Genomic DNA, 20,290 nt, shown 5'->3' on the forward strand with positions numbered 1-20,290 from the left:
CGTGCCGCACCTTCAAGACTTGACTTTGCAGCTTCCCGCAAGGACGGGCGCTGCGCCGCACAGATGGCTGCCATTGACCTTGCCCGCCGCCTCCCATTAAGCAAGCCAGCATGCAGACGAAAGATGTCATCATCGAGAAACTGACAAGAACCTTTGCGCCGAAAAGTCTGGAAGTTCTGGACGAATCGGAGCGGCACAGAGGCCATGCCGGGTATCGTCAGGGTGGGCAGACCCATTATAAAATTTATATCGTGGCGGAAGCCTTCGCCGGCAAGTCCCGAGTCATGCGTCATCGCATGATCAACGAGGCTTTGGCCGACGATCTCCGGAACGGCATTCATGCGCTGGCGATCCATGCCAGTGCGCCCGGAGAGGAATTGTAGATCCGCTATCATAGGGAACTCTTCCAGCTATGTTCTTTTGCTTGCCATGTCTCTGCTGAGGCATTGGCGAGCGGCAACGCTTGCCTTGCTCAGACCTATCCCATCCGGACCGTCCAGATCGTCGTTTCCTATCCGGCCGGATCGCCGCCCGACACGATTGCCCGCATCATTTCGTCAAGGATGCAGGACAATTTCAAACAAACCGTTGTGGCCGAGAACAGTCGGGCGGCGGCGGCAATATCGGGGCTGCGGTCGCCAAGGCCGCGCCGACTGCCCTGCGGCCTTCAAGGGGTTCATCCGCCAGGAGACGGAGAAATGGACTGCCGTGATCAAACAGGCCGGAGCAAAAGTGCAATGAGCGTTGCGTGCAAGAACCTGGACGAAGTGCGCGCCAATATAACGTGCTGCAGGCTGCCCGGTTCAAACCGGATGCGGCTGACATTCCGGCACCGGGGCGCGTGGAAGAGGTCATCCAGAACGTCCTGCAGCTCGCGCGCGAGCACGGCGCCATTCCGGAGTTGGTGGAGAAAACCTACCGCGCAATGATCGCGGGCCTTCATCGCCGCCGAACACCGCGAGCACGACAATATCTGGAAAACGTCATAAGGGAGTAAGGAGAAAGAGAGGCGCCCGCATGTGGCTCGAGCGCCTCTCGACCACGACGGCCCATCGGGTGACGGGCATGGCCGTCATGGTATCTCGCCGCACGACCAGAGACAGCAACGTCCCCCGTTTTCAGCTCTCGCCGTTCGACGCGACAGGCATCCGGATTGCTGTCCGGGAGCGTTGCTCCTCTCTCAGGTTATTGCGCAAATGGCGTGACCGTATCGCGATCGACCTTCCGATCGCGAATGCGAGGCGCCGCGCGCTCATGCAAACGCTGCGGCGAGCCGACTCAACTGTGCAGAGTCTGACCGACCAAGATTGTCGATCCGTGAACGAACGCATTGAAATGCTGGATGCAGAATCGATCCGGATCGATCAGAAGTTTTATTGATGTATGAAACGTGCCGACTACGGCCAAACAGCGCTCTGTTCGGTAATGTTCAAGCGGCGCCTTTCTTTGCCTTGGGCAAACATGCGTCATCTGCCCTGGCACCGACAGGCATCCGATCCGGGTTCAGAACCCGGTCCAGGCTTTCGATCAGGGGCGCCATGCGCTTGGTATCCAGGTCTTCGCGCAGATAAAGCCCGGCCGTAAGATCCGGCAATTGCGGCAGGTAGTGTTCACGCGCAATCTTGAGATCGGGTGGCACGACGCGCTCGGGAAGAACAAAAAAGCCGAGTCCAGACCGCAGCGCGGCGAGATGCGCCGCAAGATCGGATGCGACAAAGGCTACCGTGTATTGCAGCCCAAGGCTTTCCAATGCTTCGATCACGGCCTGATCGGACACGGCATGCGGCCAGCTCAGAATGGGTATCGGGGATCCGGGGCTCAAAAGAAAATCGCGCGCGCAGACCCAAACGGGTTTCTCCACCCATTTGGCGATTGTCTGCGCATGCGGCGGCGCAGCTGACACGATGAAAGCCACATCGAGATAGCCGCTGGTCAAGCTCTTGATGAGGTCCCCCGACGGCTCGCAGCAGAATTGCATTCTGTCGGTCTGCTCGGCATTGCCGCAGACCTTGACGATGTCGCAGAGCATATGCGCGGCATAGACATTCGGAATGCCGACGCGGAAGTGACGCGAATGCGGTTTGGCGCCAGACAACGACATGATCTGGTCGTTCATCGCAAGAATGCGCCTGGCGTATTTGCTCACGATCTCGCCTTTCTCCGTGAGCGCAATGCCGAGTCCGCTGCGGGAAAACACTTCGCCGCCGACCAGTTGCTGCAGGCGCTTGATCTGCGCGCTAATCGCCGGCTGCGTCAGTTCAAGCGCGGTTGCCGCCTTGGTGAAGCTGCCCAGTTCCTGAATGGCGACGAAAGAGCGCAACAGCTCGATCGGAATGTTGATCTTGTCGTGCCTGCGATGCATCGGCCGTTGCCTTTGAAGACCCGGTCACGAGGACAAAACGAAGCGCGGAATGGCATCTCGACAGTTGCGACACTTTGACGTCCGGGAATCAGCCAACGCAAACGCTTCCAGCGGCGCCGCCGTCACATATGCGTGATTTATCAGGAGAAGTTGTGCACGAGCATCGGGCACACAATGCTCGCCGGTGCCCGAACATAATACCTAGGTTCTAAATTTCAGCGGCGTAATTTGCAGCGCCGTAATGCGATTGCGGTCCTTTCGCAGAACCCGGAACCGAAAGCCGTGGAATGTGAAGGTCTGGCCCGCGTCGGGAATGGAACGCGCTTCGTGAATAACAAGGCCGGCGACCGTTGTCGCTTCCTCGTCAGGCAGGTTCCATTCCATGACACGATTCAAATCGCGCACCGGCACGGCACCCTCCACGGTCACCGACCCGTCCGGCTGAGGACGCAAACCGGGCACTTCGACATCGTGCTCATCGGAGATGTCGCCGACAATTTCCTCGATGATGTCCTCGAGCGTCACGAGGCCCATCATCTCGCCGTACTCGTCCACCACCAGCGCCAGCGGCGTCTTGCGACGGCGGAACGCCTTCAACTGTTCGGTCAGGGGTCGAATGGTCGGCACAAACCAGGGCGGACGGGAGATCGTCATCAGATCGATGCGAGAGGCATCTCCGTCGACATCTTGCAGCGCCTTCAGCAGGTTTTTTGTGTGCAGGATTCCGACGATATTCTCTGGCTTTTCGCTCCAGAGCGGAATGCGCGTCACCGGCGCCGCGAGAATGTCCCGCACCGCCTGCGCGGGCGGATTGTCGACGCACACGGTGATCATTTCGGTGCGATGAATCATCACATCGGACACCTGCAATTCGTTCAGGTCGAGTACGCCGCCGAACATGTCGCGATGCTGCTTCTCCACGCCGCCTTCGCGATGCAGGAGGTCGATGGTCCCGCGCAATTCCTCGTGCGCGGACAGAATCGGCTGGCTTTCGCCAATGCGAATTCCGAACCATCCAAGGATCGTGCGCACCAGCCATTCGATGCCCATCAGGACCGGACCGAGCAGGCTGACTACCCACGAAATCGGGCGGGCGACAAACAGGGCGATCCGTTCCGGCGCGTTGATCGCAATCGTCTTGGGCAGGACTTCGGTGAAGATCACCACGACCGCCGTCATCGCAATGGTCGCATAGACCACCCCGACCTCTCCGAACCAGATCAGAAAAAGGCCGGCCGCCATGGCAGAGGCGGCAATATTGGCCGCGTTGTTGCCGAGCAGAATCGCCCCGATCAGGCGCTCACGCGCGCGCATCAATCGGTTGACGATGGCGGCGCGGCGCTTTCCGGACTTCTCCATCCGCAGCATGCGGGCGCGGGAAAAGGCCGTGAGTGCGGTCTCGCTGCCGGAAAAGAAAAATGACAGCAGCAGGCAGATCAGGATGGCGGACAGGACGAACCAGTCTTGCGCGATCATCGATCAGGGAAGGTGTCCAACCAGAAATGTGTGAACATCCTCGGGCTCGATATCCGACGCAATGAAGCTTTGGCCGATGCCGCGGGCGAGGATGAATGTCAAATTGCCGCGCTTGACCTTCTTGTCCTGCGCGATGAGCTCCATGAGCGTGTCCGCATCCGGCAGGTCGCCGGGAATATCGGCAATCCGTGTGGGCAATCCCACGGCAGCAAGATGACGTTGCACACGCTCGACGTCGGCCGGAGAAAGCAGGCCACGCCCGGCAGAGAAGGCAAAAGCCAACGTCATGCCAATGGCAATCGCCTCGCCATGCAGCAGTCGTTCAGAAAAACCTGCAGCGGCCTCCAATGCATGACCGAAAGTATGACCGAGATTGAGCAGAGCCCGGTCGCCACTCTCGCGCTCGTCGCGCGCAACAACATCGGCCTTCATCTGGCAGCTCTTGGTGACCGCATATTCGCGTGCGGGTCCGCCGGAGAATATCTCCTGCCAGTTCTGTTCCAGCCAGGCGAAGAATGCCGCGTCGCCGAGCAGACCGTATTTGGCGACTTCCGCATAGCCGGCGCGCATCTGACGGGCGGGCAACGTATCGAGGACGGCTGTATCGGCGAGAACCAGAATCGGCTGGTGAAACGCGCCGACGAGGTTCTTGCCGTGCCGGGAATTGATGCCGGTCTTGCCGCCGACAGAGGAATCGACTTGCGCCAGCAAGGTGGTCGGCACCTGCACGAAGTCGAGGCCGCGGCGCACCGCCGACGCGGCGAATCCGGTCAGATCGCCGATCACCCCGCCGCCGAGCGCCACAAGCAGATCGCCGCGTTCAATGCGCGCACCGATCAATTGCTCGCAGACACTTTCGAAACCTGCATAGCTTTTGGAGCCTTCGCCCGGCGCCACGGTGACATGCGAATGCGCGATACCGGATTTCGCCAGCGATGCTTCAGCCGCGGACAGATGATGTCCCGCCACCGTGTCGTCGGTGACGATCGCGCAGCGCGCCCCCGGCCGCAACGACGCAACGCGTGCGCCCAGCGATGTCAGAACGCCGCGGCCAACGGCAATGTCATAAGCGCGGTCGCCGAGGGCAACATGCACGTTGGCCGGCTCTCCAATGCGGGGGATTGCTGTCATGCCTAAACTACTCCTGCCCCGCCTGCAGCCCCGCGAAATAGCCGCGCAGCGCATCGAGAATTTCATCCACGATGACCTCGTGCAACACGTCGCGCGAGTCGACGGTGATGTCGGCCTCCGCATAAACGGGATAACGAAGTTCGATCAGATTGCGCAAGGTCGCAGCTGGATCATCGGTCTTGAGCATGGGACGATCGTTGCGCCGCCTGATCCGCTTCATCAACACATCGAAATCGGCGCGCAGCCAGACCGACACGCCTTTGGCCCGTATCGTTGCGCGGGTATCCGCGTTCATGAAAGCGCCACCTCCGGTCGCCAGGACCTGCGGTCCGGTTTCCAGGAGGCGCGCGATGACACGGGCTTCGCCGGAACGGAATTCCGCCTCGCCGCGTGTTTCAAAAATGTCGGGAATAGACATGCCCGCGGCGGCTTCAATCTCATTGTCCGCATCCACGAAAGGCAACCCGAGTCGGGCCGCCAGCTTGCGGCCAACCGAGGATTTGCCGGCACCCATCATGCCGACCAGCACGACCGAGCGACGGCCAAGACTGTCGATTATGGACGCCTCGGCGGTTTTATTCTGCAGAGCGGTATCCGGCATGATCTCGTGGCCGCGGCTTTTCGTGCCGCAGCATTCCTATAGCATGACTTGTAGCACGGGCCTGCAGCCTCTTGTCAGCGAGACATGAACATGATCGTAGTCGGGCTCAACCAATCCGCCTGAAGGTGCCTCATCGCCATGCCGACCCTGTTCCGATTCCTGGCTGTTGTCGGAATTATTGCGGGTATGGTTTATGCTGGCATCGTCGCGTTGGCCACGCTGGTCAAGCCACAGTCGCGCGAAATCACGGTAACGGTTCCGCAGGATCGATTCTACAAGCAACGCTGAGAGGTCCGGCAACCGCATGGCCCGCCCGGCGCATTCCGACCAGAGACTGGTTGATCTGTTCTTCGACATGCTGGCCGCCGAACGCGGCGCCGGCGAGAACACGCTGTCGGCCTATGCCCGCGACCTCGCCGATTTTTTAGATTTCCTGCGCAGCAGGCAGCAATCATTGTCCACGACGTCCAGCGATCACATTCGCGGTTATATGAAGACGCTGGATGATCGCGGTTTCGCGTCATCGTCGGTGGCGCGAAAGCTCTCGGCGATCCGTCAGCTTTTTCGTTTCCTCTATGCGGAAGGCCGGCGACCCGACGATCCTGCCGCCATTATGCAGGGGCCGAAGCACGGCCGCCCGCTTCCCAAGATCCTTTCGGTTCAGCAAGTCGACCATCTGCTCGATACGTCCCGGCGCGCGATGCAAGACGAATCCGGCAATCCCTCCGAACGCCTGCGGGCGGGCCGGCTGCATTGCCTGCTGGAACTGATCTACGCGACTGGCCTGCGCGTCTCCGAACTTGTGGCCCTGCCTGCGTCCGCCGCGCGTCGCGACCAACGCATCATCATTGTGCGGGGAAAGGGCAACAAGGAGCGGATGGTGCCGCTCAACAACTCAGCAAGGCAGGCGATGGCGGACTACCTCGCCCTTCGCAATCTGGCGAAGCGCGACGACTCGAAGTGGCTGTTCCCATCATCCGGTGAAAGCGGCCATCTCACCCGGCAGCATTTCGCCCGCGAGCTGAAGTCACTGGCCGCCGCCGCCGGCCTGCGCCCGGATCAGGTCAGCCCGCATGTGCTGCGGCATGCCTTTGCCAGCCATCTGCTGCAGAACGGCGCGGATCTGCGCGTGGTGCAGACCCTGCTCGGCCACAGCGATATTTCAACGACCCAAATCTACACACATGTCCTTGAGGAACGGCTGAAAAGCCTGGTGCGCGACCTGCATCCCCTTGCCGATGAATGAATTGCTAACGCCTCGCCGGCATGCTGGCGCGTTGCTTGACTTGAAAGGCCCCTGAGGCCAGTTTCCCCCGCCGCCGGACGGGGGTGGCGCCCTTCTCCCTGATAAAAGGCCCTTTCTTCATTTATGCGTACCTACCTCGATTTTGAAAAACCAGTGGCCGAACTTGAGGCCAAGGTGGATGAACTGCGTGCCGTTCAGGCGGGCGGCGGCGAGGTGCAGGTGGAGGAGGAAATCGGGCGCCTTGAAACCAAAGCCGCCCAGACGCTCAAAGACATCTATGCCAACCTGACGCCGTGGCAGAAGACGCAGGTCGCGCGCCATCAGCAGCGGCCACATTGCCTCGACTTCATCGGCCAGCTGATCACGGATTTCGTGCCCTTCGCCGGCGACCGCAAATTCGGCGACGATGAAGCGATTGTCGGCGGTTTCGGCAGATTCCGCGGCGAAAGTATCTGCGTCATCGGCCACGAGAAGGGATCGACTACCGAAGCGCGGCTGAAGCACAATTTCGGCATGGCGCGGCCGGAGGGGTACCGAAAGGCCGTGCGACTGATGGAAATGGCCGATCGATTCGGCCTTCCCGTGCTGTCGCTGGTGGATACCGCCGGCGCCTATCCGGGCATTGGCGCCGAGGAACGTGGTCAGGCGGAAGCCATCGCACGCTCGACCGAGGCCTGCCTCAACTTGCAGGTGCCGAATGTGGCGGTGATCCTCGGCGAAGGCGGCTCAGGCGGCGCCATCGCCATCGCCACCGCCAACCGGGTGCTGATGCTCGAACACGCGATTTACAGCGTCATTTCACCGGAGGGCGCCGCTTCGATCCTGTGGCACGATTCAACCAAGGCCCAGGAAGCCGCCACCAACATGAAGATCACGGCGCCGGACCTGATCAAATTCGGGATCATCGACGAAATTATCCCTGAACCGGTCGGGGGCGCTCACCGCGATCCGGCCGCAGCTATCGCGACGACCGGACACGCGATTGCCGGCGCCTTCGCCAGCCTTAAGGGTCTGGAGGGCGCTGAGATCCGCCACCTGCGGCGGGAGAAGTTTCTGGCCATGGGACGCGCCGGCGCCTGACACATTCGTTAAGTTAACCACATGAGAACATGAGGCTTTTTCAGCCATAATAACGCCGTGTTATTTGATTGAAATTCCTCAACGGGACGTTTTACGCTTCCTTCACTGCGGCTATGGTCAACAGGATGTGGTCTGAATCCGCCCTTGCGGAGGCGGCACCAGAGCGATAACCATCGCCCATGAAGGCTCGGGGATAGCCTGCTCGGGGAGTAACGTATTGAAACTTAGCCCCAATTTGGTCCGCACGCTGATGGCGTCGGCGGCCCTCGCTGCCGCAATAATGCTGTCCGGCTGCAAGACCGAGGGCGTCTTTCCCAGTTCTGCCCGCGCCAATGCGCCGATTTCGCCGGCCCTTCTTGCCGAGATGGATCAGAAGAACATGGACAAGAGCTCTCCGCTCCTCGTCCGCATCTTCAAGCAGGAATCCGAACTTGAGGTCTGGAAGCAGGACCGGAGCGGCCGCTACGCGCTGCTGAAGACCTATCCGATCTGCAAATGGTCGGGCGATCTTGGTCCAAAAATCCGCGAAGGTGACCGTCAGGCGCCGGAGGGCTTCTACAATATCACCCCCGCGCAGATGAATCCCAATTCGCAATTCTATCTCGCCTTCAACATGGGCTATCCGAACGTCTTCGATCGCGCGCATGGGCGCACCGGCGCTCATCTGATGGTGCACGGCGACTGCTCGTCGCGCGGCTGCTACGCGATGACCAACGAACAGATTTCAGAAATCTTCGCGATGGGCCGCGAGGCCTTTTTCGGCGGGCAGCAATCCTTCCAGGTCCAGGCTTATCCATTCCGGATGACGCCCGTGAACATGGCCAAGCACCGCAACAACCCGAACATGCCGTTCTGGAAGATGCTGAAGCAAGGCTACGATCATTTCGAGGTCACGCATCTCGAACCGAAAGTCGACGTCTGCGAGAAGCGGTACGTGTTCAACGCTGCTGCGCCAGCCAATGCTTCGACACCGCTCAGCTTCAGTCCGGCGGGCAAATGTCCCGTCTTTGAGACGCCGCAGGAAATCTGGGCGGCGGTGAACGAGAAGCAGCGCGCCGACGAGTTGAAGATTGCGGAATTGACCTCGCGCGGCACGCCTACAGCGCCGATCAAGAGCGGCCGCGACGGCGGCATGCATCCGACATTCGTCGCCAAATTGCAGCCGCGCGAAATCGTCGATGAGCGCGGCAACGTCAAACTGGTTGTCGATCCGTCCGCGCCCGGCCCTGTCGCTTCCTCCTACAGCGTCGCGTCGGCCACCGAGCGCGAGAGCGACATGACCGCTTCGACGCAGGCCATTCGGGTCGCCGACGTGCCGCTGCCGCGCAATGCGCCGCAGGCCAAACAGGGTGTCCGTCCGGAGGAGCCGAGCTTCGCGCAACGGCTTGGCAGCCTTTTCCGCATCGGCTCCTCGGATAAATCCGAACAATCCCGCGTCGCCGCCATGCAGCCGGCCGCCGAACAGCCGCCGAAGCCGGCGGCAAAGCCGAGTATTGTCCAGCGCGTGTTGGGTTTGCGGGGCGGCGCCAACGCCGCGGAAGCGCCGACGCCGAAATCGCGGCCGGCCCGGACCGCCAAGCCCGGCGCCATCGAGCCGCAGTCTGCTGAGGCGCGCGTAAAAACCGCGGCCGCCGGTGAAAGCTCCCCGGCTTCCACCGCGGCGCCGGCGCCCGCCACCAACAGTCTGATGAACGGCGCACAGCCGATGCCGTCGACGTCGAGCTTCGACAGCCGCTGGAGCGCATTCCGCTAGAAGCTGGAACATATTCCGTTCTAATCGAACCGCAGCCACAAACTCGGTTCATCCCGCCGCAAGCGGGAATCCAGTCTTGCTTGGCTCTGGGTCCCCGCTTCCGCGGGGACGAACGGAGATTGATGCAACCTGGTCGGAATGAGCTCTAGCCGGGCGCCGTTTCCTTCCGGCGAACCTTGGTTGCAATCGGCCCGGTATCGCCGACCTCTTCCACATAAGTGACTTCGTCACCCCGGCGCAGCTTGTCAAACTCGCCTGACAGCATTGCGTTACGATGGAAGTAGAGCAGGCCGCCCTCCTTGGTCATTAGGAATCCGAAATCGTCGGACGGCGTGACCTCCGCGACCTGACCGCGGAATTCGTTCACCGCTTCATGCGTGGCGGCAAAGGTACGGTCACCCAGCTTGCGCTTGAGTTCCGCAAGCTGCAGGGCCGCGATGCGAAATGCCTCGTTGATCGCGTTGTGGAGATCCGGCCTCTGGTATCGACGCTGCAGGCGCTCCGGCTCATGCGCCACGATGATGTCCTTGCGCCCCGGAATCCCGATCTCGATACGCACCACGGGGGGGATGGTATGATTGGAATTGTCGGCGCGCTGGTCGACCCGCACCCGGCAGGACGTCATGCGTTCGTAAATTGCCTCCAGCTTCGCGACGTTGTCGCGAATCTCGTCTTTCGCCCATTCGGAATTGTCGATGTTGTGAAACGAAATTTCGAGAGGAACCTGCATCATCGCACCCTGTCTGGACAGTCTGACAATGACAAAGCCCGCAGCCGGAAATTGTTTCACAAACCGCCCGACCCGCCAACCTGCCATGAATTTGAAAAATGAAATGGCCGGGCAAGCCCGGCCATGACACAGCTCAAAAGTCCGGGGCAGGTCAGGCGAACTTGCCGTGGCAATGCTTGAATTTCTTGCCGGACCCGCAGGGGCAAAGCTCGTTGCGACCGACCTTGCCCCAGCTTGCCGGATTGTTCGGATCGCGGACGGCCTGAACGTCGCCATTGCCCCCGGCCATGGCCAACGACAGCGCCGGCGCCATCTCGTCCTCGCCGGTGAGCGGATCGATCTTGTGCGCTTCCATATAGGGCAGTTGCGCCTGCTCGTCCGCGGGCGGCGCCTGTACCACCTCGACGCGCATCAATTGCGCCGTGACACCCTCGCGCAAATTGGCGCTCATGTCCTCGAAGAGTTGGAACGCTTCCGACTTGTACTCGTTCAGCGGATCGCGCTGGCCATAGCCGCGCAGGCCGATCACCTGACGCAAATGCTCCAGCATGACCAGGTGCTCGCGCCAGAGGTGATCCAGCGTCTGTAGCAGGATCGATTTCTCGACATAGCTCATGACGTCCGGACCCCACTGGGCGACCTTGGCGGCCATGACCTCGTCGGCCTTTTTCTCGACGCGGGCCAGCAATTCCTCGTCGGCGATTCCCTCTTCCTTGGCCCATTCGACCACCGGCAGGTCGAGGCCAAGCACGCGCTTGAGTTCGTCCTGCAGACCCACGGTGTCCCATTGCTCCGGATAGGCATTTTCCGGAACATGTTTGGCCACCAGCGCCTCGACCACGGTATAGCGCATGTCGGACACGACCTCGTGCACGGCCTCGTCCTTCATCCATTCGATGCGCTGATCGAAGATTACCTTGCGCTGATCGTTGCTGACGTCGTCGTATTTGAGGATGTTCTTGCGCAAATCGAAGTTGCGCGCCTCGACCTTCTGCTGCGCCTTTTCCAGCGCCTTGTTGATCCAGGGATGAACGATCGCCTCATTCTCCTTGAGGCCGAGCTTGGTCAACATGCCGTCCAGTTTGTCGGAACCGAAGATGCGCATCAGGTCATCTTCGAGCGACAGGAAGAATTTCGATCGGCCGGGGTCGCCCTGGCGGCCGGAGCGGCCGCGCAACTGGTTGTCGATGCGGCGGCTTTCGTGGCGCTCGGTGCCGAGTACAAACAATCCGCCGGCGGCCAGCGCCTTCTCCTTCAGGCGCGCGACCTGTTCGCGGATCTCATCCGCGCGACGCTCGCGTTCCTCGCCTTCGAGGTCGGCCAATTCCTGCTTGATGCGCATGTCGGCATTGCCGCCAAGCTGAATGTCGGTGCCGCGGCCAGCCATGTTGGTGGCGATGGTGATCGCGCCCGGAACGCCCGCCTGCGACACGATATAGGCTTCCTGCTCGTGATAGCGCGCGTTCAGGATGGCGAAGACCTTCTTCTTCGTGGCGGCTTCGTCGCCGGTATAGAGCGCGGCGAAAGCGTTGGGATCGGAGAAATCGTGCTGCTCCCAGCCCTCCTTGCGCAGCATCTCGGCAAGGCTTTCCGACTTCTCGATCGAGGTGGTGCCGACCAGCACCGGCTGGCCGCGCTTTTTACAGTCTTCGAGCAGTGAAATGATGGACCGGTATTTTTCGACGTTCGTGCGATAGACTTCGTCGTCCTGGTCGTCGCGGATCATCGGCCGGTTGGTCGGGACTTCGACCACTTCCAACCCGTAGATGTCCATGAACTCGTCGGCTTCCGTCATCGCCGTGCCGGTCATGCCGGCCAGCTTGTCGTACATGCGGAAGTAGTTCTGGAATGTGATCGAGGCGAGCGTCTGGTTTTCCGGCTGGACCGGCTGGTGTTCCTTCGCCTCCAGCGCCTGATGCAACCCTTCCGAATAGCGCCGGCCCGGCATCATGCGGCCGGTGAATTCGTCGATGATGACTACTTCGTTGTTGCGGACAATATAATCTTTGTCACGTTGGAACAGCATGTGCGCCCGCAAAGCCTGATTGACGTGGTGCACGGTCGAGACATTCTCCACATCGTAAAGGGAGTCGGCCTTGAGCAGGTTGGCGGCGCGCAGCCACTGCTCCATCTTTTCCATGCCGGCCTCGGTGAGGCTCACCGTGCGCTGTTTCTCGTCGACGTCATAGTCGGACTTGTCGAGCTTCGGAATATACGCATCGATCGTGTTGTAGAATTCGGAGCGATCGTCGAGCGGCCCGGAAATGATCAGCGGCGTGCGCGCCTCGTCGATCAGGATCGAGTCGACCTCGTCCACGATGGCGTAGGCATGGCCGCGCTGGACCATGTCCTCTATCCGATACTTCATATTATCGCGCAGATAATCGAAGCCGAGCTCGTTGTTAGTGGCATAGGTGATATCGCAGGCATACGCTTTCTTGCGCTGCTCATCGTCCATGCCGTGCACAATGGTGTCGGTGGTCAGGCCGAGGAACGAGTAGATCTGGGCCATCCACTCGGCATCGCGCTTGGCGAGGTAATCGTTGACGGTCACAACGTGCACGCCACAGCCGGCCAGCGCGTTGAGATAGACCGCGAGCGTGGCGACAAGGGTCTTGCCTTCGCCGGTCTTCATCTCGGAGATGCGGCCCTCGTGTAGGATCATGCCGCCGATAAGCTGGACGTCGAAATGCCTTTGGCCCAGCGTGCGCTTGCCGGCTTCACGCACGGTCGCAAACGCGGGAACAAGAATGTCGTCGAGAGTCTTGCCGTCTGCCAGCTCTTGCTTGAAGGCGGCGGTGCGGGCGCGCAATTCGTCGTCAGTGAGCTTGGCGAGTTCCGGCTCGAGGGCGTTGATCGCCGCCACACGCGGCATGTAACCCTTCACCCGCCGGTCATTGGCCGAGCCGAACAATTTGCGGGCGACTGCGCCGAGCATCCGAAATCCTTCTCTTCACTGCGCAGACGCGCTTCGATCAATGAGGGTACGAGGAACACGAAAGATTGAAAACCACGCGACCGCAGCCGGCAATAGCTGCAAAGCCTGGGCCGGTCACGAGACCGGTTGGGCGATCTGGCCCCGGTTGCATCCGGGAAAAGCGGCTCTTTTCGGGCTTCACGACCGGAACTCCGCGGAGAGATAGGAGGGGGTCGGACCCTTGTCAATTAGAGCCTTTGCAGGCCCTTTGCGACGCCTTGCCCCGGCCTCATTGCCGAAAGTTAAGTATTCCCAGCCATTGCCAAGGTTCAACGATTGGGCGAGTGTCCGCCCGCCGCGCCGGCAGCCGTGCCAGTGCCGCCAATGCTACCACCCAGTGCCAATGCCACTGATCCAGAGGACGTTTGTCTCATGACCTCGCTTGTAACCCGTATCGGCGGTCTGATCGCCATTCTCGCGCTCGCCGCCCTGCCCGCCGGCCCAGCGTCCGCGCAGAGCGACCCTGTGGTCGCCAAGGTCAATGGAACGGACGTCAAGCAAAGCGACCTCAACGCCGCGGAAGAGGAACTGGCCGGCCAATTGCCGCCGATGGCCCCCGAGGCCAAGCGCGACTATCTCGTCACCTATGTCGCCGACATGATGCTGGTGGCGAAGGCCGCCGAAGACCGCAAGCTCGCCGAAACCGACGACTTCAAGCGCAAGATGGCCAATGCCCGCAGCAAGCTCCTGATGGAGGCGCTGCTGCAGGCGGAAGCAAAGGCCGCCGTCACCAACGAGGCGATGAAAAAGGTCTATGACGAGGCCATCAAGCAGATGGCGAACGAGGAAGAGGTCAGCGCCCGTCATATCCTGGTCGAAACCGAGGATGAGGCGAAGAAAATCCTCGCCGATCTGAAGAAGGGCGCCGACTTTGTCGCCATCGCCAAGGAAAAGTCGAAAGACCCCGGCTCCAAGGAGAATGGCGGCGATCTCGGCTATTTCAGCAAGGACCAGATGGTGCCGGAATTCGCGGAAGCGGCCTTCAAGCTGAACAAGGGACAGCTTTCCGAGCCGGTGAAATCGCAATTCGGCTGGCACGTCATCCGCGTCGACGACAAGCGCAAGAAACAGCCGCCGGAATTTGACAAGGTGAAGGACCAGATCCAGACCTTCGTGCAGCGCCGCGCCCAGGCAGAGATGATCACCAAGCTGCGTGAAAGCGCCAAGATCGAGCGGCTTGATGCCAAGCCCGAAACCAAGCCGAACGCGAGGCCTGGCGACAAGCCGGCCGACCCGGCAAAGAAATAGCTCTCATCGTCATCCCGGCCGAGCCAAGAGGCCGCGCGAAGCGCGGCTCAATGGCGAGAACCGGAATCCATAACGCCAGTCTTGCGATTTTTTTGCGAGAATGGTGGTTATGGATTTCCGACCTCGCGCGTACGCAAGTCGGCTGTTGCCGACTTGCGTATTGTTCAGTTGCCGATTTCGGGTAAACCCGAAATCGGGGCCCGCGCCCCGGACTGACCAGGATTTATTTTCATGTCCGCCACCATTTCCCCCCTCGCTCCGCAAACCGTTCCCGACATGCCAGAGATCGCCGGCGTCAGGCTCGCGACCGCGGCCGCCGGCATCCGCTATGCCAACCGCACCGACGTGCTGCTCGCCATCTTCGATAAAGGGACGAGTGTCGCCGGCGTATTCACCCGATCCAAATGTCCGTCGGCACCGGTGGAATGGTGCCGCGCCAAACTGAAGGGCAAGACGGCGCGGGCGCTGGTGGTGAATTCCGGCAACGCCAATGCCTTCACCGGCAAGACCGGCCGTGCATCAACAAAACTGACGGCGCAGATTGCGGCGAAAGCCGTCGGATGCAGCGTCAATGACATCTATCTCGCCTCGACCGGCGTGATCGGTGAACCGCTCGACGCCACCAAATTCAATGGCGTACTGGACGAGCTTGCTTCAAGCGCAGCCGCGGGCGGCTTTCTGGACGCCGCCAGGGCGATCATGACCACCGACACGTTCCCGAAGGTGGCAACGGCCAGGACCAGCCTGGGCAAGGCCAAGGTCACCATCAACGGCATCGCCAAGGGCGCCGGCATGATCGCGCCGGACATGGCGACCATGCTGTCGTTCATCTTCACCGACGCACCAATTGCTGCGCCGGTTCTGCAGAAGCTTTTGAAAGACTGCGTGGCCGACACCTTCAACGCCGTGACCATCGACGGCGATACCTCGACATCGGACACCTTGCTTGCCTTTGCAACCGGGACCGCCAAGGGCGCGCCGCGGATCACGCGCGCGAACGATCCGCGGCTGAAGGGTTTCCGAAAGGCGTTTGAGATGGTGCTGGCCGATCTCGCCGAACAGGTCGCGCGCGACGGCGAAGGTGCGCGCAAGCTTGTTGAAATCAATGTCGAGGGCGCCGTCTCGAAGACATCGGCGCGGAAGATCGCGATGTCGATCGCCAATTCACCGCTGGTCAAAACCGCGATCGCCGGCGAGGATGCGAATTGGGGCCGCGTGGTCATGGCCGTCGGCAAGGCGGGAGAGCCCGCCAATCGCGACAAGCTGTCGATCTGGTTCAACGGCATCCGCGTCGCCCACAAGGGCGCCCGCGATCCCGGTTATGACGAGGCTAAGGTTTCCGCCGCAATGAAGAATCCCAAGATCGAGATGAAAGTGAATCTCGGACTCGGCCGCGGAAAAGACCGGGTTCTGACCTGCGATCTGACCAAGGAATACGTCGCCATTAACGGCGATTACCGCTCCTGAGCGTCGGGCTAGTGTGGTGGTTCGGAAGTCCGCTCCATTCTTGCCGCATGCTCTTCAAGCGGACTCGCATTCGGGACTCCAGCATCGCTTAACGGTCACTTAACGCGAGCTTTCGTAACATCGGGGGAAAGGTTGTGAGCGTCAAACTCGTGCTTGTCGCCGCCTGCGCCTTGATCGATGTCGACGGCCGTGTGCTGATTGCAGAGCGCCCGCCCGGCAAACCGATGGCAGGGCTGTGGGAATTTCCCGGCGGCAAGCTTGAACCCGGCGAACGACCTGAAGAAACGCTGATTCGTGAATTGTCGGAGGAACTGGGAATCGCAGTCAAAGAAGCCTGTCTCGCGCCGCTGACCTTTGCGAGCCATGCCTATGCGGACTTCCACCTTTTGATGCCGCTCTATGTTTGCCGGCGCTGGGAGGGACAGGTGACCGCAAGGCACCATTCGCGACTCGCCTGGGTCCGGCCGAACAAGTTGCGCGATTATCCCATGCCGCCGGCAGATGAGCCTTTGATTTCACATCTGATGACGCTGCTCTGAACAGACACGCAAGGGTTCGCCATGGCGAAGATTCGTTCAGCTCTTTTCGGCAAGCTGCGCAGCTTCATCTCGAACGACAATGGCACCACTGCGGTTGAGTATACGATCATGGCATCGGGCGTTGCTCTGGCCCTTGTTGCCACCCTAGCCTTGCTGAGCGATCGGGTCCGCGCGTTATATGATTCCATCCTAGCCGCACTGTCCTAGGTTTTTTGGTCGCGCAATCCGGCGAACGGTTTCCACCTCGCTGGATTTAATCAGCGGCTTGGCTTTTCCCCTGCCGAAATTTCGGTGGTCTTCAGCGCGTCGGCCAGCCGCATCTTTGCCGAGCCCGGCGTGAGCGGCTTCTGCTGACTTTCATGCGGCGACCAGCCTGACAGCCAGACGATATCGAAGGTGGCGCGCAGGCGGCCATCCGGATCGCTGAAGCGCTCACTATAAATTTCCGCCATGCGCAGAATTGTTGCCCTGCGGGTCGGCTTGCGGCGGCGCTCCAGGAGCACATTGGTCGCGCCCATGCGGCGCAAGTCCTGCATCAGAGCGAAAGCGTCGGAATAACGCACGGCCACGCGGTCCACATCAGTTACAGGCAAGGCAAAGCCGGCGCGCTGCAGCAGCGCACCAAGATCGCGTAGATCGGCGAAGGGCGCCACGCGCGGTGACACGCCGCCCTCGATTTCGGCTTCGGCCTGCGTGAAGGCCTGCCTCAACTCAGTCAGGGTCTCGCCGCCGAGCAACGCGGCAAGAAAAAGCCCGTCCGGTTTCAGCGCGCGCCGGATTTGCAGCAAGGCTCCAGGCAGGTCATTCACATGTTGCAGCGACAGCGCCGATACGACGAGATCAAGTACGCCGTCCGCCAACGGCAAGGCTTCTTCGTCGGCGACCGCTTGCGGGACGCTGCCACTGCCGCCTTCATCGCCGACATGGACAACACGTTCGACACGCTGCCCGTCCAGCAATCTGCGCGCAACAATGTCACCGGGCGATCCGATATCGGCGGCGAGCGCGAAATGCCGGTTCACCACTGCAATCCGGTCGACGAAATCCTCGGCCACCTGCTCAAGGAGAAATGTCTCCGCGCCAAGCGCCGCGGCGCGCCGCCGCCGGGCACGCAAAAGCGCGCGATCGAAAATCACAGGACTGTCAGGCACTGGCGGATGGCTCCTTCCGGCGGTAGCCTTTGTCATGCCTGCTTCCTTGGCAGAACAACAGGCCTTGTCTGTGGTTCACCGCGCAGCTTCCGCGCTGCGGGCGCCTTTCCGGTTGATCTTCGATGCGGCGCTGCCGCCTCTCTGTCCGTCTTGCCGCGAGCCCATTGGCGCCACTGCCGGACTTTGCGCCGTTTGCTGGTCAAAACTCTCTCCCATCGAACGGCCTTTCTGCGGACGGCTTGGTATTCCCTTTGTCTATGATCCCGGTCCCGGCATCCTGTCCATGCAGGCGATTGCCGATCCGCCTGCCTATCAGCGGGCGAGGGCTGCGGTGCGCTATGACGACGTCGCCCGGTCGCTGGTTCACGCCTTCAAATATGGCGACCGGCTTGATCTCGCACCCACCATCGGCCGCTGGATGGCGCGCGCCGGGCACGAACTTCTTGCCGAGGCCGACATGATCGTGCCGGTGCCGCTGCACTGGCGGCGGCTGTGGGCCCGGCGTTTCAACCAGTCCGCGGCGCTCGCGAAGGTCGTCGGCGACATCAGCGGCGTTCCGGTTCATCCGGCAGCCCTCAAACGGACGAAGGCGACGCCGCAGCAGGTCGGCCTGTCACGATCGGAACGGGCGCTGAACGTGCAGGGGGTCTTCAAGGTGCCGCCCGAAGGCAAAGCTGGGGTGGCAGGCCGTCACATCCTGCTCATGGATGATGTGCTGACCTCCGGCGCAACCGCCGACGCCTGCGCCCGGGCCCTGCTCCGAGCAGGTGCCAGGAGCGTGGATGTCCTTGTTTTTGCGAGGGTTGTGGACGCGGCCCGCACGACCATATAGTGAGGCTGCGTTGCGCGACCGTCAGGTTTTCACCCCTCATGAGTTCCATTGAAATCTACACCACGCCCTATTGTCCCTATTGCGGCTGGGCGAAGGAATTACTCGGCCGCAAGGGCGTCGATTATACGGAAATCGACGTCAGCGGCGACCGCGACCTGCGCGCCGCGATGACGCAGCGGGCGCTGGGACGCACCACCGTGCCGCAGATTTTCATCGGAGACACGCATATCGGCGGCTGCGACGATCTCTACGCGCTTGACGAGGCCGGCAAGCTTGACCCGTTGCTGGCGCAGGTCAACGGACACCAGGTCGAGCCGCAAGCATGAGCGCCAATACCGCTACTTTCCGCGCCGGCCTGATCCAGATGCGGTCGGGGCGGACGCCGCAAGCCAATCTGGACGCGGCGGTGAAGCTGATCGGGCAGGCCAAAAGCAATGGCGCCGATTACGTGCTCACGCCGGAAATGACCAATATCATGGAGCTGTCGCGCGAAGCGCTTTTCTCCGCGATCACTGAAGAAGAGAAGGATGCCTCTCTCGCCGCGTTCCAGGATCTGGCGCGCAAGCTGTCCCTTTATCTTCATGTCGGCTCGCTGGCGATCAAGGCGTCGCACGACAAGGCAGTGAACCGGTCCTTTCTGATCAATCCGAAAGGCGAGATTGTCGCGCGCTATGACAAGATCCACATGTTCGACGTCGATCTCGGTCGTGGCGAGAGCTATCGCGAATCGAACAGCTACCGCTCCGGCGAGCTTGCCGTTCTGACCGACCTGCCCTGGGGACGTTTCGGTCTCACCATCTGCTATGATCTGCGCTTTCCGGCGCTCTATCGCGCGCTGGCGGAAGGCGGCGCAACTATTCTGACCATCCCTTCGGCTTTCACCCGCGTCACCGGGGAAGCGCATTGGCACGTGCTGGTCCGCGCACGCGCGATCGAGACCGGCAGCTTCGTGCTAGCTGCAGCGCAAGGCGGAAACCACGAGAACGGCCGGGAGACCTATGGGCATTCACTGGTTGTTGATCCCTGGGGCCGTATCCTTGCAGAAGGCGGCACGGATCCCGATGTGATTATGGCAGAGATCGATCCGGCTGAAGTCGCGGCGGCGCGGGCAAAAATTCCGTCGCTGCAGCATGGCCGGCGATTTGAGATGGTCGAACCGATGGCGGAGCCGACACATCTGCATGTGATCGGAGACAAGACATGATCCGCTACGCGTTGGTGTGCGACAAGAAGCACGTATTCGATATCTGGTTCGCCGGTTCGGCCGATTATGAAAAGCAGCGCAAGCGCAAGCTGGTGACCTGCCCGACTTGCGGGTCGGCGAATGTCGAGAAGGCCATCATGGCGCCGGCCATCACGCGCGGCGGCAAGCGCAGGGGATCAACTGCACCGATAACCAACGAGCCGGCGGCCGCGGCTGGCCCCGAGCCGGTGGCGATGATTTCGCCGCAGGAGCGGGAATTCCACACCAAGCTGCGCGAATTGCGCGAACACTTGATCAAGAATGCCGACAATGTCGGCAAGAAGTTCCCGGAAGAAGCGCGCAAGATGCATTACGGCGAGATCGAACACCGCTCGATCTACGGCGAAGCTTCGCCCGAGGAAGCCAAGGAATTGCACGACGAGGGTATTGAGTTTCATCCGCTGCCGGTGCTGCCGGATGAGAGGAATTGATCGTTTCGAGGCGTGTGTCCCGT

At 61.2% G+C, this 20,290-nt stretch carries 22 protein-coding genes; 15 read left to right on the forward strand and 7 right to left on the reverse strand.

Features of this window, described 5'->3' with window-relative positions; all coding sequences use genetic code 11:
- The first annotated feature begins 110 nt into the window (after positions 1 to 110).
- The 3 genes from RO009_07090 (at position 111) to RO009_07100 (ending at position 1,380) form a co-directional block, all read left to right on the forward strand.
- Complete coding sequence (locus RO009_07090) at positions 111 to 383, forward strand: BolA family protein (GenBank protein ID MDT3684788.1); 273 nt, start codon at positions 111 to 113, stop codon at positions 381 to 383.
- Positions 384 to 784: 401 nt separating this feature from the next.
- Positions 785 to 997 carry a hypothetical protein gene (locus RO009_07095; GenBank protein ID MDT3684789.1) on the forward strand — a complete coding sequence of 71 codons (213 nt, stop codon included), beginning with the start codon at positions 785 to 787 and terminating at the stop codon, positions 995 to 997.
- Positions 998 to 1,017: 20 nt separating this feature from the next.
- Entirely contained in the window at positions 1,018 to 1,380 is a 363-nt protein-coding gene (locus RO009_07100; GenBank protein ID MDT3684790.1) for a hypothetical protein, read from the forward strand.
- Between the two features lie 49 nt (positions 1,381 to 1,429).
- On the opposite strand, the gene RO009_07105 is transcribed toward RO009_07100, so the two are convergent.
- The 4 genes from RO009_07105 to RO009_07120 all read right to left on the reverse strand — a co-directional run bounded on the left by RO009_07105 (position 1,430) and on the right by RO009_07120 (position 5,570).
- Positions 1,430 to 2,362, reverse strand: coding sequence for a LysR family transcriptional regulator (locus RO009_07105; GenBank protein MDT3684791.1), 933 nt, complete (start codon positions 2,360 to 2,362; stop codon positions 1,430 to 1,432).
- Positions 2,363 to 2,563: 201 nt separating this feature from the next.
- Entirely contained in the window at positions 2,564 to 3,838 is a 1,275-nt protein-coding gene (locus RO009_07110; GenBank protein ID MDT3684792.1) for an HlyC/CorC family transporter, read from the reverse strand.
- 3 nt (positions 3,839 to 3,841) lie between these two features.
- Complete coding sequence (aroB, locus tag RO009_07115) at positions 3,842 to 4,969, reverse strand: 3-dehydroquinate synthase (protein MDT3684793.1); 1,128 nt, start codon at positions 4,967 to 4,969, stop codon at positions 3,842 to 3,844.
- A gap of 7 nt (positions 4,970 to 4,976) precedes the next feature.
- A complete protein-coding gene (locus tag RO009_07120) occupies positions 4,977 to 5,570 on the reverse strand; it encodes a shikimate kinase (protein ID MDT3684794.1) in 594 nt (197 codons plus the stop codon).
- A 138-nt stretch (positions 5,571 to 5,708) separates the two neighbouring features.
- Between RO009_07120 and RO009_07125 the strand changes: the two genes are divergently transcribed.
- The 4 genes from RO009_07125 (at position 5,709) to RO009_07140 (ending at position 9,649) form a co-directional block, all read left to right on the forward strand.
- A complete protein-coding gene (locus RO009_07125) occupies positions 5,709 to 5,858 on the forward strand; it encodes a histidine kinase (GenBank protein ID MDT3684795.1) in 150 nt (49 codons plus the stop codon).
- A 16-nt stretch (positions 5,859 to 5,874) separates the two neighbouring features.
- Positions 5,875 to 6,816: a site-specific tyrosine recombinase XerD gene (gene xerD, locus RO009_07130; GenBank protein ID MDT3684796.1), complete on the forward strand. Its 942-nt coding sequence runs from the start codon at positions 5,875 to 5,877 to the stop codon at positions 6,814 to 6,816.
- A 123-nt stretch (positions 6,817 to 6,939) separates the two neighbouring features.
- Complete coding sequence (locus tag RO009_07135) at positions 6,940 to 7,896, forward strand: acetyl-CoA carboxylase carboxyltransferase subunit alpha (GenBank protein MDT3684797.1); 957 nt, start codon at positions 6,940 to 6,942, stop codon at positions 7,894 to 7,896.
- Positions 7,897 to 8,113: 217 nt separating this feature from the next.
- Entirely contained in the window at positions 8,114 to 9,649 is a 1,536-nt protein-coding gene (locus RO009_07140) for a murein L,D-transpeptidase family protein (protein MDT3684798.1), read from the forward strand.
- 145 nt (positions 9,650 to 9,794) lie between these two features.
- On the opposite strand, the gene RO009_07145 is transcribed toward RO009_07140, so the two are convergent.
- Together RO009_07145 and secA are read right to left on the reverse strand one after the other, a co-directional pair.
- A complete protein-coding gene (locus RO009_07145; protein MDT3684799.1) occupies positions 9,795 to 10,379 on the reverse strand; it encodes an HPF/RaiA family ribosome-associated protein in 585 nt (194 codons plus the stop codon).
- Between the two features lie 151 nt (positions 10,380 to 10,530).
- Positions 10,531 to 13,317 (reverse strand): preprotein translocase subunit SecA, encoded by a 2,787-nt coding sequence (gene secA, locus RO009_07150; GenBank protein ID MDT3684800.1) that lies wholly within the window; start codon positions 13,315 to 13,317, stop codon positions 10,531 to 10,533.
- Positions 13,318 to 13,728: 411 nt separating this feature from the next.
- Here secA and RO009_07155 point away from each other — a divergent pair, with 411 nt between their 5' ends.
- The 4 genes from RO009_07155 (at position 13,729) to RO009_07170 (ending at position 16,817) form a co-directional block, all read left to right on the forward strand.
- Positions 13,729 to 14,604 (forward strand): peptidylprolyl isomerase, encoded by an 876-nt coding sequence (locus RO009_07155; GenBank protein MDT3684801.1) that lies wholly within the window; start codon positions 13,729 to 13,731, stop codon positions 14,602 to 14,604.
- A 231-nt stretch (positions 14,605 to 14,835) separates the two neighbouring features.
- Positions 14,836 to 16,071: a bifunctional glutamate N-acetyltransferase/amino-acid acetyltransferase ArgJ gene (gene argJ, locus RO009_07160; protein ID MDT3684802.1), complete on the forward strand. Its 1,236-nt coding sequence runs from the start codon at positions 14,836 to 14,838 to the stop codon at positions 16,069 to 16,071.
- A 134-nt stretch (positions 16,072 to 16,205) separates the two neighbouring features.
- A complete protein-coding gene (locus tag RO009_07165) occupies positions 16,206 to 16,610 on the forward strand; it encodes a (deoxy)nucleoside triphosphate pyrophosphohydrolase (protein MDT3684803.1) in 405 nt (134 codons plus the stop codon).
- Between the two features lie 21 nt (positions 16,611 to 16,631).
- Positions 16,632 to 16,817, forward strand: a complete 186-nt coding sequence (locus RO009_07170; protein MDT3684804.1) for a Flp family type IVb pilin — start codon at positions 16,632 to 16,634, stop codon at positions 16,815 to 16,817.
- A gap of 50 nt (positions 16,818 to 16,867) precedes the next feature.
- Here the strand turns inward: RO009_07170 and RO009_07175 are convergent, their stop codons facing one another.
- The gene (locus RO009_07175) at positions 16,868 to 17,797 is read right to left on the reverse strand and encodes a methyltransferase domain-containing protein (GenBank protein MDT3684805.1); all 930 of its coding nucleotides are present in this window, start codon (positions 17,795 to 17,797) and stop codon (positions 16,868 to 16,870) included.
- On the opposite strand from RO009_07175, the gene RO009_07180 reads away from it, so the two are divergent.
- The 4 genes from RO009_07180 to RO009_07195 are packed head-to-tail and all read left to right on the forward strand — an operon-like array spanning position 17,796 to position 20,267.
- Positions 17,796 to 18,593: a ComF family protein gene (locus tag RO009_07180; protein ID MDT3684806.1), complete on the forward strand. Its 798-nt coding sequence runs from the start codon at positions 17,796 to 17,798 to the stop codon at positions 18,591 to 18,593. The genes RO009_07175 and RO009_07180 overlap by 2 nt on opposite strands.
- A gap of 38 nt (positions 18,594 to 18,631) precedes the next feature.
- Positions 18,632 to 18,919: a glutaredoxin 3 gene (grxC, locus tag RO009_07185; protein MDT3684807.1), complete on the forward strand. Its 288-nt coding sequence runs from the start codon at positions 18,632 to 18,634 to the stop codon at positions 18,917 to 18,919.
- A complete protein-coding gene (locus RO009_07190; GenBank protein ID MDT3684808.1) occupies positions 18,916 to 19,797 on the forward strand; it encodes a carbon-nitrogen hydrolase family protein in 882 nt (293 codons plus the stop codon). Before grxC ends, RO009_07190 begins: the two co-directional genes overlap by 4 nt.
- Positions 19,794 to 20,267, forward strand: a complete 474-nt coding sequence (locus tag RO009_07195) for a DUF1178 family protein (protein MDT3684809.1) — start codon at positions 19,794 to 19,796, stop codon at positions 20,265 to 20,267. The genes RO009_07190 and RO009_07195 overlap by 4 nt, the downstream gene beginning before the upstream one ends.
- Positions 20,268 to 20,290 lie beyond the last annotated feature (23 nt).

The sequence above is a fragment of the Pseudorhodoplanes sp. genome (genome assembly GCA_032027085.1).
In the GTDB taxonomy this organism is placed as follows: Bacteria; Pseudomonadota; Alphaproteobacteria; order Rhizobiales; family Xanthobacteraceae; genus Pseudorhodoplanes.